The organism is Trichlorobacter ammonificans, from assembly GCF_933509905.1.
GTDB classification, from domain to species: Bacteria; Desulfobacterota; Desulfuromonadia; order Geobacterales; family Pseudopelobacteraceae; genus Trichlorobacter; species Trichlorobacter ammonificans.
In genome coordinates this window covers 577501-594028 of record NZ_OW150024.1, presented here as the reverse complement: position 1 = coordinate 594028, position 16528 = coordinate 577501, and the positions used below count along the sequence as shown (strand labels likewise).

Sequence of the window (16528 nt, the reverse complement as noted above, 5' to 3'; positions counted from 1 at the left end):
ACGACACGGCAGCGCAGCATGCGCGGCGCGCTACCTGCCGCTTTTCTGCTGTTTCTGGCTGAACGTTTTGAAGCCGCCTTCCTGGGCAGGAGCCTTGCGTTTCGGCGGTGGCGGCGCCGTCAGCTCCCAGACCACCTTGGACAGGGACTTTTCGACCGGCAGCATTGCCATGGCCAGGAGAAAGACCAGCAGGAACACACCGAAAAACGCGCCCAGCATGACTGCAACCACCAGGACCACTTCCACGAATACCGGCATGTCTCACCTCCCGCGGCCAGACCTCGACCCATTCCTTCGCGTTACTACATACCACAGAACGGGCAACGCTCCAACAGAGATGTGCGCCGGCGTTACCCCGCCTTGGCGGCGGCCCGCTCTTCCCGCAGCATCTCGAACACCATCAGCGCCACCCCGACGCAGATCAGGGAGTCGGCTACATTGAAAGCGGGCCAGTGATGATTTTTCCAGTAAACGTCCAGAAAATCGATCACCTCGCCGAGTCGCACCCGATCAATCAGGTTACCCACCGCACCGGAAAAGATCATGGCCAGAGCGGTGCGGGCCAGTCGCTGCTCCCGCTGCGTCCGATGCACAACTACGAGAATGGCAACACAGGCCACCAAGGTGACCAGAATAAAAAAGGGAAGCCGCCAGTGGGCATCGGCCAGGAAGCTGAAGGCAGCCCCCCGGTTGCGCAGATAGGTGATACTGAAGAACCCGTCGATGACCGGAATCGAATGATACAGGGCCATGGTGCCGTGGATATACAGCTTGGTGGCTTGATCGACCACCAGTCCCAGCAGTACGATACTAATAAACGATCGCCAGTGTGCCACGTCAGGCCACCGCTTCGGTACAGGCCGGGCAGATGGCGGGATGCTCCGCATGACTTCCCAACTCCTCACTGTAGTGCCAGCAGCGTTCGCACTTTGCCCCCGGTGCCGCTGCCACGCCGATCTCCAGACCGGGCAGGGCGTCGGAACGGTATCCTTCCCCTTCCAGGCGCTCTGCCAGGGTCACCTTGGAAACGATGAAGATTTCCGGCAGGGAGGCGGCGTACTCTTCCAGGAAGCTACGCAGTTCCGGCGGTGCCGCCAGCGTCACCGCGGCATCCAGGGAAAGACCGATCATCTTGGCAACCCGGGCTTGCTCCAGGGCTTTGGACACTTCGGCTCGCACCTTGATGATCCGCTCCCAGCGCTCCACCAGGGCGTCGTCCTTCCAAGCCGGCGACGGCTCGGGAAAGAGGGCCAGATGGACGCTTTCCTCCCGGCTCCCCGGCATGTTGGCCCAGACCTCGTCGGCGGTGAAGGAAAGCACCGGCGCGATCAGGCGCACCAGGCTGTCCAGCACCAGATACATCACGGTCTGACCGGAGCGGCGGGAAAGAGAATCACTGCGGCCGGTGTAGACCCGGTCCTTCAGGATATCCAGGTAGAAGGCGCTCATCTCCACGGTGCAGAAGGCGTTGACCGCATGGTAGAGCACATGGAATTCGCAGGCATCGTAGGCGGCCCGCACCTTCTCCTTCAGCAGCTCCAGGTGGTGCAGGGCCCAGCGGTCCAGCTCCGGCATCTGCCCGTAGGGCACCATGTCCTTTGCCGGGTCAAAGTCGTGGATGTTCCCCAGGATGTACCGGCTGGTATTGCGGATGCGGCGGTAGGCTTCAGCCAGGCGGTCCAGGATCTCGCCGGAGATGCGGATATCGTCACGGTAGTCCTGGGCAGCCACCCAGAGGCGCAGCACCTCGGCACCGTACTTCTTGATCACATCCTCCGGCGCCACCACGTTCCCCACCGATTTGCTCATCTTGCGCCCCGAGCCGTCCACCACGAAGCCGTGGGTCAGCACGCTTTTGTAGGGGGCACGACCACGGGTACCGATGCTTTCCAGCAGCGAGGAGTGGAACCAGCCGCGGTGCTGGTCGCTCCCCTCCAGGTAGAGGTCGGCCGGGGAGGAGAGCTTGGCATTGGGCTCCAGCACGGCGGCATGGGACACCCCGGAATCGAACCAGACATCCAGGATATCCATCTCTTTTTCGAAGGAAGCGCCGCCGCACTTCGGGCAGACGGTTCCCTCCGGCATCAGCCGGGAGGCTTCCCAGTCGAACCAGACATCGGCGCTGTGCTGCTTGAACAGCTCGGCCACAAAGTCCATCAGCTTCCCGTCGGCCAGGTATTCGCCGCAGTCGGTGCAGGAGAAGGCGGTGATCGGCACCCCCCAGATCCGCTGACGGGAGATGCACCAGTCCGGCCGGTTCTCGATCATACCGTAGATGCGGTCGCGGCCCCACTTGGGAATCCACTGCACCTGGTCAATGGCTTCCAGCGACTTTTTCCGCAGGTCGTTTGCTTCCATGGCGATGAACCACTGCTCCGTGGCCCGGAAGATGATCGGCTTCTTGCAGCGCCAGCAGTGGGGATAGGAGTGGGAGATCTTCCCCTGTCCCACCAGGGCTCCCACCTCGATCAGCTTCTCGATCACCTTGGGATTGGCGTCGAATACCTTCTCGCCGCCAAAAAACGGCAATGAGGCGATGAACCGGCCATGGTTGTCCACCGGGTTGTAGATCTCCAGCCCTTCGGCCAGACCCAGCTGGTAGTCCTCCTGGCCGTGGCCCGGGGCGGTGTGGACGCAGCCGGTGCCGGCCTCCAATGTTACATGCTCCCCCAGCAGGATCACGGAGTCACGGTCGTAGAAGGGGTGAGCGCACTGTTTGCGCTCCAGAAGCCCCGCCTTGAACGTGGCGATGACGCCGCCGCTCAGGCCGGTGGCCTTCAGGAAACTGTCCTTCAGCCCCTCGGCAACGATCATCACCCCTTCGCTGGTCTCCAGTGCCACGTAGTCGAACTCGGGATGCATGGCCACCGCCAGGTTGGCCGGGATGGTCCAGGGGGTGGTGGTCCAGATCACCAGGAACGCCTGCTTGCCGGCCAGGGCCGGAAGCTCTGCCGTCAGATCGTCCTTGATCCGGAACTTGACGAAGATGGAAGGAGAGGTATGGTCGGCGTACTCCACCTCGGCCTCGGCCAGGGCCGTGACGCAGGAGGAGCACCAGTGCACCGGCTTGCGCCCCCGGTACAGACCGCCGTTATGGGCGAAACGGGCCAGCTCCGCAGCGGTGAGCCCCTCGTATTCGTAGTTCATGGTCAGGTAGGGAGCATCCCAGTCCCCCAGCACCCCCAACCGCTTGAACTCCTCCTTCTGAATGGCGATGAATTTCTCGGCGTAGGAACGGCATTCACGGCGCAGTTCCAGCTTGCTCATCTCCCGCTTCTTGGCCCCCAGGTTCTTCTCCACCTGCAGCTCGATCGGCAGGCCGTGGCAGTCCCAGCCCGGCACGTAGGGGGCGTCGAACCCTTCCATCCGCTTGCTCTTCAGGATCATGTCCTTGAGAATCTTGTTCAGGGCGTGGCCGATATGGATATGGCCGTTGGCGTAGGGGGGACCGTCGTGGAGGATATAGCGGGGGCGGCCATTACCGGCCTCCTCGATCATGCGGTATAATTCCCGGCTTTCCCATTTCTTGAGCAGCTCCGGCTCCCGCTGGGGCAGGTTGGCCTTCATGGGAAAGGCGGTTTGGGGCAGGTTAAGGGTATCTTTGTATTCCATGGCAAACTCCGACTGAATCCGGCGGTCTTAAAATTTTGTCAAAGTACCGGCCCGACGCGGCAAAGTCAAGGAGATAGACAGGATAGCCCATTACCTCCCCGTATTTACTCCTTGCATTCGCCTATGCGCTCTGCTAAATTTTTTAGCCCATTTTGTTCTGAAAGGACCCGCGCCGCCATGTTTAAAATATTCGATTCGCTGTTTGGTCTGTTTTCCAACGACCTGGCCGTCGACCTGGGCACCGCCAACACCTTGGTCTACTTGAAAGGCAAGGGGATCGTGGTGCGGGAACCGTCGGTGGTTGCCGTGCAGAAGCTGCCCACCGGGCAGCAGAAGGTGCTGAAGGTCGGCATGGAGGCCAAGCAGATGCTGGGCCGGACTCCCGGCTCCATCACCGCCATCCGCCCCATGAAGGACGGGGTCATCGCCGACTTCGACATCACCGAAGAGATGCTGCGCTACTTCATCCACAAGGTACACAACCGCAAGACCCTGGTGCGGCCCCGCATCGTGATCTGCGTTCCCTCCGGCATCACCCAGGTGGAGAAGCGGGCGGTCAAGGAGTCGGCGGAATCGGCCGGCGCCCGGGAGGTCTACCTGATCGAGGAGCCGATGGCGGCCGCCATCGGGGCTGGCCTGCCGATCACTGAAGCATCCGGCAACATGATCGTGGACATCGGCGGCGGCACCACCGAGGTGGCGGTCATCTCCCTGGCCGGGATCGTCTACTCCCAGTCCACCCGCATGGGGGGGGACAAGATGGACGACGCCATTTTGCAGTACATCAAGCGCAAGTACAACCTGCAGATCGGCGAACGGATGGCCGAGGCGATCAAGATCGAGATCGGCGAAGCCTACCCCGGGCCGGAGGTACTGACCATGGAGGTCAAGGGGCGCGACCTGGTCTCCGGCATCCCCAAGACCATCGAGATCAATTCCGACGAAATCCGCGAGGCCCTGAAGGAGGCGGTCAACGCCATCGTGGACACGGTCCGGCAGTGCCTGGAACGGACCCCGCCCGAACTGGCCGCCGACATTGTGGACAAGGGAATCTTCCTGGCCGGCGGCGGCGCCAACCTGCGCAACCTGGACCTGCTGTTGCGGGAAGTGACCAAGGTGCCGGTGCTGATCGCCGAAGATCCGCTGGACTGCGTCGTGCTCGGCTCCGGCAAAGTGCTGGACGAGCTGAACCTGTTGAAACGGGTGGCTGTCTCCTCGTAGCACGGATGGTTATCCGCTCCTTGATTCCGAAATCACATCAGAGGGTGGGCTTGGCCCACCCTTTCTGCTGCTACCTGCCATGACCACTCCCACACTCGACATCATCCTGCCGGTCTGGAACAATCCGACTGAAACCCGCTCCTGCCTGGTGTCGCTGCTCCCCTGCATCGAATCGGGGGCACGCCTCCTGCTGATCAACAACGGCTGCAACCGGGAAACGGAGCTGCTGCTGGAAGAGTTCTCAGACCCCCTGGGCAGTCAGGCGGTGTACATGACCATGGAGCGCAACGTCGGCTTCGTGCCGGCGGTCAACCACGGCCTGCGCCGTTCCGACGCCGCCTGGGCACTGGTGCTTCGCCCCTCGGTGGTACTGCACGAGAACTGCTACAACTGGCTCGCTCACGGCAGTGCCGCACCGGAGGCCGGCATCCTGACACCGTTTTTCCCCTCCCTGCATCATGTGCCCTCCGGCTTTGAACGCACCCCGTTTGCCGCCGTGGAGACCAACGGCATCAGCTTCGACCTGCTCTGCCTGTCACGGGCCCTGCGGGAGGCAATCGGTACCTTCGATGAAATGCTGGATGGCGGTGCCTGGTGCCTGGAGGACTATCGCCAACGGGCCTGCACCGCTGGTTTTCGGACCTGCCTGGTGGGTAGCCTTTCCCTCTCCGCCGGTCCCTTGACGCTTTTCGGCTCCGAAGAGCGCCGTCGCAGCCATTCGGAACTATCCCGCAACTATTGTCGGCAACGCTGGGGACTCCGACACCATGTCGCCCTCTACCTTCCCGGCAGTGTCGATGCCGCATACCCGGGGCTGATCGCCGAAAACGCCCTGGCAGCAGCCCGTCGCGGGCATTGCGTGGATATATTCCTACATCGCCGCCAGTACCGGGAGGCGCAGCAGTCAGGACTCCACCAGCTGCATACCGACGTCAGGTTGCACAAACTGCCGCTTCTGGCTCCCCGCCGCAGCCTGACCCGCCGGCTGGCCGCCCTCGCTACGGCTCATCCCGAGCTGCTGGTGGTCAGGGGAGTAGACGGCATCCCCGTTCCCGGCTATGATGACGCACTGCCCGCAACGGTCCTGGCGGACCTGGGCGTCCACAGCACGGAGGCTTGAGTATGCGGACACGTATCGCCGAACAGTTGCAGGAGCACGGCACGGTCATCAAGCGGCTTGAGAGCGAATGTTCAGACAGCATTGCCCGGATAGCCGGCAGACTGGTGGAAACCCTGAAAATCGGCAACAAGCTGTTGATCATGGGCAACGGCGGCTCGGCGGCCGATGCCCAGCACTTTGCTGCCGAGATCGTGGGCCGCTTTGCCATGGAACGTCCCGGCCTGCCGGCCATGGCTCTGTCCACCGACAGTTCCGCCCTCACCGCCATCGGCAACGATTATGGCTTTGACCGGGTTTTTTCCCGCCAGGTTGAGGCCCTGGCCGCCCCCGGCGACGCCTTGGTCGGCATCTCCACCAGCGGTAACTCTCCCAATGTGCTGAAAGCCCTGGAAACGGGTCGTCAGGCCGGCTGCAGCACCATCGGCCTGCTGGGACGGGACGGCGGCACCATCGCCCCGCTCTGCGATCTGGCCCTGATCGTTCCCTCCGACATCACCCCCCGTATCCAGGAGGGGCATATCACCGTTATCCACATCCTGTGCGACCTGATCGAACAGAGCCTGTTCGGCAGCCTCGCCGGAGACCGTTGACCATGGACCGTCAGACCCTTGAAGCGCTGTTTCAACGTGCCGGCTCGTTCCGCTGCCTGGTGGTGGGGGACCTGATGCTGGACGAGTATCTGTGGGGTACCACGGAACGGATTTCGCCGGAAGCACCGGTCCAGGTGGTGGACGTACAACGGGAGGACCTGCGCCTCGGTGGCGCCGGCAACGTGGCCAACAACCTGCGGGCCCTGGGCTGTCAGGTCTCACTGGCCTCGGTGATCGGTGCCGACGACAATGGCGAGGCCCTGCTGCGGGAGCTCACTGAGCGCCAGATCGTGGTCAACGGTGTTTTCCGCGAGCCGGGTCGCCGTACCTGCCGCAAGACCCGCATCGTGGCTGCCCACCAGCAGATACTGCGCATCGACCGGGAAACCCGTACCTCACTGTCGCCTCTCCTGGAATCAGAACTCTGCACTTGGCTGAAGGAGCAGGTCGGCGCCTTCGACGTCGTGCTGGTCTCCGACTACCTCAAGGGGGTGCTCACCCCGGCGGTCCTGGCCGCCGTCGTCAGCACGGCACGGAGCCGTCATATCCCGGTGCTGGTGGACCCCAAGGGAACCGACTACAGCCGCTACCGCGGTGCTACCGTGCTGACCCCCAACCGCAAAGAGGCGGAGGCTGCAGCCGGCCTGGCCATCCATGACGACGTGACCCTGGGGCGGGCAGCCGAGACCATCATGGGCAAGGTGGGACTGGACAATCTGCTGATCACCCGCAGTGAAGCCGGTATGTCCCTGTTCAGCGGCAGCGGCCGCACCGTCCATATCCCCACCGTGGCCCGGGAGGTGTTTGATGTGACCGGTGCCGGCGACACCGTGCTGGCAACCCTGGCCTGCGGCGTGGCCGGTGGCATGGACCTGGTGGATGCGGCCCGGCTGGCCAACACCGCTGCCGGCATTGCCGTGGCCAAGCTGGGTACCTCCGTGGTCACCCCGGCAGAGATCGTCGATGTCGTTGCCCTGACGCACCGGGATAGCGATGCCAAAATCAAGGACCGTACCGTACTGGCCGCGCTGCTTGAACAGGCCCGCCGCAACGGCAAGCGGGTCGTCTTCACCAACGGCTGTTTCGATCTGCTGCACGCCGGTCATGTCAAGTACCTGCAGGCTGCCCGCCGCCTGGGAGACCTGCTGATTCTCGGCCTCAACAGCGATGCCTCCGTACGGCGCCTGAAGGGTCCGAAACGTCCGCTGATCGGCGAGGAGGAACGCAGCCACCTGCTGGCAGCCCTGGGCTGCATCGACTACGTCTGCCTGTTCGACGAAGACACCCCCCTGGAACTGATCTCCCTGCTGAAGCCCCATATCCTGGTAAAGGGGGGGGATTATACCCCGGAAAACGTGGTGGGCCGGGAGTTGGTTGAGGCGAACGGCGGGCGGGTGGAACTGATTCCCTTTGTGGACGGCAAGTCCACCACCAACCTCATTGAGAAAGTGCTGGAGCGGTACGCCGAGGCGAACGAAGAAACCGTGCCCGCTCACCGCACCTGAACAGGCAGGCACCACTGTGACTACCGGCACTCCTTCGCCTTCCCTCCGTCTGCTGGTGATTGCCGGCCCCACGGCCTCGGGGAAGTCGGCCCTGGCTCTGGAACTTGCGGATCGGCTCGACGGCGAGATCGTCTGCGTCGACTCCCTGACCGTCTACCGGGGGGTTGACATAGGCAGCGCCAAGCCCTCCCCAACCGACCGGGCTCGCGTACCCCACCACCTGCTGGACATCCGTAATCCCTGCGAACCATTCAGTGCAGCGGACTTCCGCCGGGAAGCAGCCCGTGCCATCGCGGATATCACCGCTCGGGGAAAACGCCCGATCCTGGCCGGCGGCACCGGTCTTTACCTGCGCATCCTGCTGGGGGGGCTGGCCGATGCCCCCGGTGGGGATCGGGAGCTGCGCGAACGGTTGCAACGGCGGGCCGAACAGGAAGGGGGTGAGGCGCTCCTGGCGGAACTGCAGCGTATTGACCCGGAGACCGCGGCTGGTCTGCATCCCAACAACCTGATCCGGATCATCCGGGCATTGGAAGTCTGGCATGCCAGCGGCGCTCCATTATCACACTTCCAGCAGCGACACCAATTTTCCGATCGCCCGTACCGGCCCCTCCAGTACCTGCTGAATTTGCCGCGGGAGCTGCTGTACCGCCGGATCGACGCACGGGTGCATCGGATGCTGCGGGAAGGACTGGTGGAAGAGTACCAAAGCCTTGTCGCCTCCGGCGTGCCGGCCGACGCCAAGCCCCTCTGCGCCATCGGCTACAAGGAAGTGGCCGCCTTCCTGGCCGGCGATATCCCAGCCTCAGAACTGCCGCAGGTGATCGCACGGAATACCCGACACTACGCCAAGCGCCAGCTCACCTGGTTCAGGAAGGAAGCGGAGATGCTGTCGGTTGCATATCCGCCGGACTCTGCTACTATCGCCCGAGAAGCAGCACGGTTTTTCAAGGAAGGGGAACGATAATGCCAAAGGCTCCGTTCAACATTCAGGACCAGTATTTAAACCAAGCCCGCAAGGAGCACGTCCGACTGAAGGTGCGCATGATGTCCGGTGAAACTATCGAGGGTATGATCAAATCCTTCGACAACTTCTGCCTGCTGCTCGATGCAAGCGGCGACGTACTGCTCTACAAGCACGCCATCGCCACCATAACCGCAGCCGACGGCAGCTTCCGCCTGTATCACCATCCATGACCTCTCCGCAAAACCGTGCTGCCCTCGTCATCAACGCCGTTGCCGATGGTTCACCGGCGCAACGCGCCGGCATCACGACCGGTGAACGGCTGGTACGCATCAACGGTCGCCCCGTCCGTGACGTCATCGATTACGCCTACCTTGCCTTCGACGATCATCCGCTCCTCGACATCGTCGACCCGGCGGGCGGCTACCGGCAGGTCCGGCTTGAACCGGAGCCGGGTGAGCCCTTGGGACTTGCGTTTCCTGCTCCGGAGCCGAAACGTTGCGGCAATCAATGCCTTTTCTGCTTTGTCCACCAACTCCCGAAGGGCATGCGCAAGCCGCTATACGTCAAGGACGAGGATTACCGCCTCTCTTTCCTGCAGGGTACCTATGTCACCTTAAGCAACCTGAAGCCGTCGGAGCTGCGACGTATCATAGAGCAGCGACTTTCCCCCCTCTACATCTCGGTGCACGCCACTGAGCCAATCCTGCGGGAGCGCCTGCTGGGCAGGGAGGGGATTCCACCAATTCTGGAACAGCTGCGCACCCTGGCCGGTGCCCGCATACAGATGCACACCCAGGTGGTACTCTGTCCCGGCCTCAATGACGGCGCTGCCCTGGAACAGACCGTGGACGACCTTGCCGCCCTCTACCCCGCCGTCCAATCCCTGGCAGTGGTGCCAGTAGGACTGACCGAACATCGTACACACCTGCCAGCCTTGACGCCGGTGGACAGTGCCTATGCCGCCACCTTTCTGGAACAGTGGCTGCCTCGCATGCGCCGGCTGAACCGTCGCCTGGGGGAAGCGTTTCTACAACTGGCTGACGAATTTTTTCTGAAGGCGGACCACCCGTTTCCGGCCCTGCGTGCATATGGCGATCTCCCCCAGTGGGAAAACGGCGTCGGCCAGGTTCCGTGGTTTTTCAAAGAGGCGCGGGGCTTGCTCCGACGGGCCAAGCCGCTGCCACCGTTCAGAGCCACGGTGGTCACCGGCATCTCCGCTTACGGCTTTATCAGCGAATTCCTCCGGCATCTTTCGGAAAAGACCGGTGCCGAACTGCGGGCCACGGCAATTCCCAATCAGCTGTTCGGGAGCAGCGTTACCGTCACCGGCTTGATCGCTGGCAGAGATATTCTTGCGGCGTTAGGGCCTGGACAACCGGAAGGAGTGCTCCTGGTGCCCGCCGTAATGCTTAAAGAGGGAGCAGGAGTATTCTTGGACGACCTGACGCCGGAACAACTGTCCCGTGAACTCAAGGTACCGGTTATGACGTTCGAGGCAACGCCGTCAGGGCTGTATCGCACCCTCAGAAGCCTTGGCAGAAAGCAGGCACCTTGACACAACTGAACAGAAGACGCCCCGGAGGTTATCCGGAGCGTCTTCTGTTCAGCAGGAATAGCCCGACAACTTCCGCTTCTGCCTCTCTACAGCCTGAACCTTCGAACCAGCTCCTGCAGGTCGACCGACAGCCGGGACAGAACCGACGATGCCTGGGAAATTTCCTGGGAGCTCCGGGCTCCTTTTTCCACCACGTCAGAGATCTGCTGAATGTTGTTCGATATCTCCCGCGTGGTGGCAGTCTGTTCCTCAGCTGCTGTAGCGATCTGGTTGATCTGCAGGGTCACATCGTTAATCCGCTCCAGAATTTCCTCAAGTGCCCTACCGGACTTGGCCGCCTCGGCAGTGCCCACCTCCACCTCATCAACCCCCTCTTCCATTGCCCTGACCGCCTGACGGGTTTCCGACTGAATACTCTTGATCATCTGCCCGATTTCATGAGTTGCCTTGGTGGTCCGCTCAGCCAGGGCGCGCACCTCATCGGCCACCACGGCAAATCCCCGTCCCTGCTCACCGGCCCGGGCAGCCTCGATGGCTGCATTCAGAGCCAGCAGGTTGGTTTGATCGGCAATATCCTCAATCGTGGCCACAATCGCACCAATCTGATCTGACCGGGTGCCGAGCTGCTCCACGACACCTGCGGAACTGCGCACCTTGTCGGCAATCCGGTTCATACCGTCCACGGTGCTTCTGACAATCGCAGCGCCGCTCTGAGCCGTCGCACTGGCGTGACGGGAGCTTTCCGCTGCCTGATGGCAGTTGCTGGCGATATCGGAACTGGTGGCCGCCATCTCCTCGCTGGCCGTGGCCACCGTCGCCGCTTGGCACACCACCTCCTGGGACGATGTGGACATCTGCGCCGCGTTCGCGTTCAACTGGACCGAGGAAGTCGATACCGCATGAGCACTCTGATTGACTTTGTCCATGATCTGCCGGAGATTGTCCACCATCGACCGCATGGCATCATAGACGCCCCCCTTGCCCTGTTCGAACCGAACCGTCAAATCCCCATGGGCCACCCTGTCGGCAATCTCCGCCAGTTGTTCGGGATCTGTACCGATACACCGGAGTAAACGACGGGTCACAGCGACAGAAATCAGGGAAATGATGACAACCAGCCCCACAGTTACCCCGGAGACCAGATACAGGCCGTTTTTGAGCTGTTGCCAATTCTCGTCCGCCGCCTTTTTCACCAAGGCATCTAGGTCGTCAACGTAGTTACCGGTACCGATCACCCAGCCAAACGGCTTGAATTCGAGTGAATAGCTCCGCTTCTGCAGCGGGACATCGCTGCCGGCCTTGGGAAACCAGTAGTCGGTAAACCCGCCCCCCGGCTTTCTTCCGTTTTCGATAATCGCGCGGATAAACGACATTCCCTTTTTGTCCTGCAGGTCAATGCGGCTTTTCCCCTCCGCCGGCTTGCCCAGCAAGACCACATTAATCCCTTCCGTGGTATCGGCCCAGAAATAGCCATCGCCACCGAACTTCAAGTTGCGCAGCAGATCCGCACCGAGCTTTTTCGATTCCTCAAGCGTCAGCTCCCCGGACCGATGACGCTCGTATACCCGCTGCAGCATGCTGGAGGCTGTCTCCACGAGATGTTGTGCCTGGGTGTCGAAATCTCTGTAAAGGGACTGCCTGTAAGAAGTAACAAAAGCGTGGTAGGAGTCGATGTGTTGCTTCACGAAGATCAAACTGGTGACAAGGGTAAGACTGATACTGCTCGCCAGCACAACACCGAGAACCTTCATCTCAAAACTGAGCCTTCCTGACGATGCGGACATACGCTCCCTCCTTCGATCAGATGGCGGATATACCGTTTACAATACATCGACAGACCTAGCAGACCGATAGGATGATAACCATACCATGACCAGTACCAAAATCAACGGAACGTCCGGCTATTTTCGCTACAAGGCGCACTATGCACATGCAACGATGGTAGAAGTCGGAAGAGGATAAACACATGAAACAGGGCGAATTGGCTGCAGCATTTGAGGGAGGGTGAAGCTGCTGATTGTACAGAGATAGTATTCACCTGACAGTGCCCTTGAATGGGTCGTGATTTACGCTGCCAGTTTGTAGTCCTCAGTATCTGAATCGTCGTTCTTTGGCAAGCCGTCTATGAAAACCGTGTATGGCGTCCTGCCAAGCATGTTTCTGCCTTGGTGTGGGCGGTCGTAGTTGTAAGTCTTGAGATAGGTGTCCAGATCGGTCTGCATCTCGTCCAACGACTCGTACCACTTGGTGCGGCCCATTACCCGGAAGTGTTCGTCAAGCAAGGTTCTGTGCAGCCGTTCGACAAAGCCATTGCTCTGCGGACGTCTGACCTTGGTGGTGCGGTGCTCGATCTCTTCAAGCTGTAGGAACAGCTCGTAGGGATGATTGTCCGGCCTGCCGCAGAACTCCCTGCCATTATCCGAGAGGATGGTGCTGATCCGGGCGTCATGTTCTTCAAAGAACGGCAGTACGTCTTCATTAAGCACATGCACAGCAGTGACCGGCAGCTTATTGGTGTAGAGCTTGCCCCAGGCGTAGCGTGAGTAGCAATCAATGACCGATTGCAGGTAGACTTTGCCGACGCCTTTCAGGGTGCCGACAAAGAAGGTGTCCACTGCTACGAGATCGCCGGTGTGGCTGGTTTCGATGTGACGCTCCCTGAACTCAGGGCTGAACCGTTCCAAGGCCCTGATCTGCTCATCTGACAGTTCGAAGGCTTGTTCCCGGACGCTCTTTTCAAGTCGCAGCATCCGTTCCTGTTTGGTCAGCAGGTTGTGCCTGCTCCAGACTCCGCGAACGCCTCCTGAGCTAACCTGGGTACCTTTAAGAGCTAACTCGTTGGCAACCCGTAGCGGGCCATGACCGGGATGAGCCAGGCAGTGTTCAAGAATCGCCTGCTCTACAGATTCATCGACTCGGTTAGGATGCGGGCCTCTGGCTCCGGGCATCCGATCAACCAGACCGGCTGAACCGTAGGTCTGATAGTTTCGACGGATTTCATAGAACTGCTGCCGCGAATAACCCATGAGCTTGCAGGCTTTGCTGACATTCGAAAGATCGGCGGCCAACTCTAGCAAACTGAGCTTTCTTCGTGATACTTTCTCGGCGGTGGTCATACTGTTCTCCTTGATGGAAAGATTTAGTCTGAGCAACTTCATCTTTTACCATTCAAGGGCAGTATGGCCACCAACTGAAAATGGCCAACTGTCAGGTGAATACCATCACACTACATGCTGATACCTTCATTTTGTTATTGTCGGTATTTGTTTATGTTTCAGACGCAGAACGCCCCGCTTACGTTGTTTTGTAAGCGGGGCGTTGTGTTGTTTAATTCTGGCGGCGACCTACTTTCCCACGCAGCTTCCCGCGCAGTATCATCGGCCCTGAGGGACTTAACTTCCGTGTTCGGGATGGGAACGGGTGTGACCCCCTCGGCATAGCCACCAGAAACTCTGGGTAACAGCAGTGGTCAGCCTGCTGTCACGAATTGGCTGGAGATTTTCTCTCCATAATTTTCCAATTGCCTATGAGTAGTTTGTTCAGGTTGCGATTGATTTAGTGGTCGGGGGGTGGGGTTGAGCCACCCCCCTTCCATGATTTTTTTATGGTCAAGCCTCACGGCCGATTAGTACCGGTCAGCTGAATGCATTACTGCACTTACACACCCGGCCTATCAACGTTGTAGTCTCCAACGGGCCTTCAGGGGTTGTTACACCCAGGGATACCTAATCTTGAAGGAGGCTTCCCGCTTAGATGCTTTCAGCGGTTATCCGTTCCGTACATAGCTACCCAGCGACTGCGCCTGGCGGCACAACTGGAACACCAGCGGTACGTCCATCCCGGTCCTCTCGTACTAAGGACAGCTCTTCTCAAGTATCCTGCGCCCACGGTAGATAGGGACCAAACTGTCTCACGACGTTTTAAACCCAGCTCGCGTACCGCTTTAATTGGCGAACAGCCAAACCCTTGGGACCTACTTCAGCCCCAGGATGCGATGAGCCGACATCGAGGTGCCAAACCTCCCCGTCGATGTGAACTCTTGGGGGAGATCAGCCTGTTATCCCCGGAGTACCTTTTATCCGTTGAGCGACGGCCCTTCCATACAGAACCGCCGGATCACTAAGACCTACTTTCGTACCTGCTCGACTTGTGGGTCTCGCAGTCAAGCTCCCTTATGCCTTTGCACTCTACGCCCGGTTTCCAATCGGGCTGAGGGAACCTTCGCGCGCCTCCGTTACTCTTTGGGAGGCGACCGCCCCAGTCAAACTACCCACCAGACAGTGTCCCCGACCCGGATGACGGGCCTAGGTTAGACATCCAAAACAACCAGGGTGGTATTTCAAGGACGACTCCACCGACACTGGCGTGCCAGCTTCAAAGTCTCCCACCTATCCTACACAAGCTATTCCGAATGTCACTGTCAAGCTGTAGTAAAGGTTCACGGGGTCTTTCCGTCTTACCGCGGGTACTCGGCATCTTCACCGAGAATTCAATTTCGCTGAGCCACTGGTTGAGACAGCGCGGAAATCGTTACGCCATTCGTGCAGGTCGGAACTTACCCGACAAGGAATTTCGCTACCTTAGGACCGTTATAGTTACGGCCGCCGTTTACCGGGGCTTCGGTTCAAAGCTTCGCCTTGCGGCTAACAAATCCCCTTAACCTTCCGGCACCGGGCAGGCGTCAGACCCTATACATCGTCTTGCGACTTAGCAGAGTCCTGTGTTTTTAGTAAACAGTCGCTACCGCCATTTCTCTGCGACCTCCTTCGGCTTCACGTGCGAATCGCTACACCTAGTGGAGGCACACCTTCTCCCGAAGTTACGGTGTCATTTTGCCGAGTTCCTTAACCAGTGTTCTCTCAATCACCTTAGGATTTTCTCCTCACCCACCTGAGTCGGTTTACGGTACGGTCTCCGGTTACCTGAAGCTTAGAGGCTTTTCTTGGAAGCATGGGATCAACGACTTTATGAGGATACCCTCTCGTCATCACGTCTCAGCGTTGAATGGAGCAGTGGATTTACCTGCCGCTCCCGCCTACACGCTTGAACCGGGACAACCAGCGCCCGGATCGCCTACCCTTCTCCGTCCCCCCATCGCAGTAACCAGAGGTACAGGAATATTAACCTGTTTCCCATCAACTACGCCTTTCGGCCTCGCCTTAGGGACCGACTAACCCCACGCAGATTACCTTTACGTAGGAAACCTTGGGTTTTCGGTGTGCGGGTTTCTCGCCCGCATTTTCGCTACTCATGTCAGCATAATCTCTTGTGATACCTCCAGCCGTCCTCGCGGTCGACCTTCGCAGGCTTACACAATGCTCCCCTACCACTCATATCTTGAAATATAAGTCCGTGGCTTCGGTACCATGCTTGAGCCCCGTTACATTTTCCGCGCAGATCCACTCGACCAGTGAGCTATTACGCTTTCTTTAAAGGGTGGCTGCTTCTAAGCCAACCTCCTGGTTGTCTGGGCATTTCCACATCGTTTTCCACTGAGCATGGATTTTGGGACCTTAGCCGACGGTCTGGGCTGTTTCCCTTTTGACCATGGATCTTATCACCCATAGTCTGACTCCCGGGGTATACGTTGACGGTATTCGGAGTTTGGTTGGGTTTGGTAACCTGGTGAGGCCCCTAGCCCATTCAGTGCTCTACCCCCGTCACGGAACCCCCGAGGCTATACCTAAATATATTTCGGGGAGAACCAGCTATCTCCGAGTTTGATTAGCCTTTCACTCCTATCCACACCTCATCCCCTGGCTTTTCAACGCCAGTGGGTTCGGGCCTCCACGAAGTGTTACCTTCGCTTCACCCTGGACATGGATAGATCACCCGGTTTCGGGTCTACTCCTACTAACTAGACGCCCTATTAAGACTCGCTTTCGCTTCGGCTCCGCTCCATGAACTTAACCTTGCTAGTAAGAGTAACTCGCTGACTCATTATGCAAAAGGCACGCG

Annotated in this window: 12 protein-coding genes and 2 rRNA genes (1 of these 14 cut by a window edge); 7 read left to right on the top strand and 7 right to left on the bottom strand. The window is 59.7% G+C overall.

Annotated elements, in window-relative coordinates; translation table 11 throughout:
• Window positions 1-30: 30 nt before the first annotated feature.
• The 3 genes from RAK07_RS02600 to ileS all read right to left on the bottom strand — a co-directional run bounded on the left by RAK07_RS02600 (window position 31) and on the right by ileS (window position 3612).
• Complete coding sequence (locus RAK07_RS02600) at window positions 31-258, bottom strand: hypothetical protein (RefSeq protein WP_305731293.1); 228 nt, start codon at window positions 256-258, stop codon at window positions 31-33.
• A gap of 92 nt (window positions 259-350) precedes the next feature.
• Window positions 351-836, bottom strand: a complete 486-nt coding sequence (gene lspA, locus RAK07_RS02595; RefSeq protein ID WP_305731292.1) for a signal peptidase II — start codon at window positions 834-836, stop codon at window positions 351-353.
• Window position 837: 1 nt separating this feature from the next.
• Complete coding sequence (gene ileS, locus RAK07_RS02590; protein ID WP_305731291.1) at window positions 838-3612, bottom strand: isoleucine--tRNA ligase; 2775 nt, start codon at window positions 3610-3612, stop codon at window positions 838-840.
• A gap of 177 nt (window positions 3613-3789) precedes the next feature.
• Between ileS and RAK07_RS02585 the strand changes: the two genes are divergently transcribed.
• From RAK07_RS02585 to RAK07_RS02555, 7 genes are all read left to right on the top strand, one after another.
• Window positions 3790-4833, top strand: coding sequence for a rod shape-determining protein (locus tag RAK07_RS02585; protein ID WP_305731290.1), 1044 nt, complete (start codon window positions 3790-3792; stop codon window positions 4831-4833).
• Window positions 4834-4912: 79 nt separating this feature from the next.
• On the top strand, window positions 4913-5953 hold the full coding sequence (locus tag RAK07_RS02580) for a glycosyltransferase family 2 protein (protein WP_305731289.1): 1041 nt from the start codon (window positions 4913-4915) through the stop codon (window positions 5951-5953).
• Window positions 5954-5955: 2 nt separating this feature from the next.
• Entirely contained in the window at window positions 5956-6543 is a 588-nt protein-coding gene (gene gmhA, locus RAK07_RS02575) for a D-sedoheptulose 7-phosphate isomerase (protein ID WP_305731288.1), read from the top strand.
• A 2-nt stretch (window positions 6544-6545) separates the two neighbouring features.
• Window positions 6546-8048 (top strand): bifunctional D-glycero-beta-D-manno-heptose-7-phosphate kinase/D-glycero-beta-D-manno-heptose 1-phosphate adenylyltransferase HldE, encoded by a 1503-nt coding sequence (hldE, locus tag RAK07_RS02570; RefSeq protein WP_305731287.1) that lies wholly within the window; start codon window positions 6546-6548, stop codon window positions 8046-8048.
• 16 nt (window positions 8049-8064) lie between these two features.
• On the top strand, window positions 8065-9015 hold the full coding sequence (gene miaA / locus RAK07_RS02565; RefSeq protein WP_305731286.1) for a tRNA (adenosine(37)-N6)-dimethylallyltransferase MiaA: 951 nt from the start codon (window positions 8065-8067) through the stop codon (window positions 9013-9015).
• Window positions 9015-9245 carry an RNA chaperone Hfq gene (gene hfq / locus RAK07_RS02560; RefSeq protein ID WP_305731285.1) on the top strand — a complete coding sequence of 77 codons (231 nt, stop codon included), beginning with the start codon at window positions 9015-9017 and terminating at the stop codon, window positions 9243-9245. The genes miaA and hfq overlap by 1 nt, the downstream gene beginning before the upstream one ends.
• Window positions 9242-10570 carry a DUF512 domain-containing protein gene (locus RAK07_RS02555; protein WP_305731284.1) on the top strand — a complete coding sequence of 443 codons (1329 nt, stop codon included), beginning with the start codon at window positions 9242-9244 and terminating at the stop codon, window positions 10568-10570. The genes hfq and RAK07_RS02555 overlap by 4 nt, the downstream gene beginning before the upstream one ends.
• Before the next feature lie 86 nt (window positions 10571-10656).
• Here RAK07_RS02555 and RAK07_RS02550 read toward each other — a convergent pair whose 3' ends face one another.
• From RAK07_RS02550 to RAK07_RS02535, 4 genes are all read right to left on the bottom strand, one after another.
• Window positions 10657-12354: a methyl-accepting chemotaxis protein gene (locus RAK07_RS02550; RefSeq protein WP_445267889.1), complete on the bottom strand. Its 1698-nt coding sequence runs from the start codon at window positions 12352-12354 to the stop codon at window positions 10657-10659.
• A gap of 282 nt (window positions 12355-12636) precedes the next feature.
• Window positions 12637-13686 (bottom strand): IS481 family transposase, encoded by a 1050-nt coding sequence (locus RAK07_RS02545; protein WP_305733461.1) that lies wholly within the window; start codon window positions 13684-13686, stop codon window positions 12637-12639.
• 215 nt (window positions 13687-13901) lie between these two features.
• A 5S ribosomal RNA gene (gene rrf, locus RAK07_RS02540) occupies window positions 13902-14018 on the bottom strand.
• A 156-nt stretch (window positions 14019-14174) separates the two neighbouring features.
• Window positions 14175-16528: ribosomal RNA gene (locus tag RAK07_RS02535) — 23S ribosomal RNA — on the bottom strand; it runs 604 nt beyond the window's last position.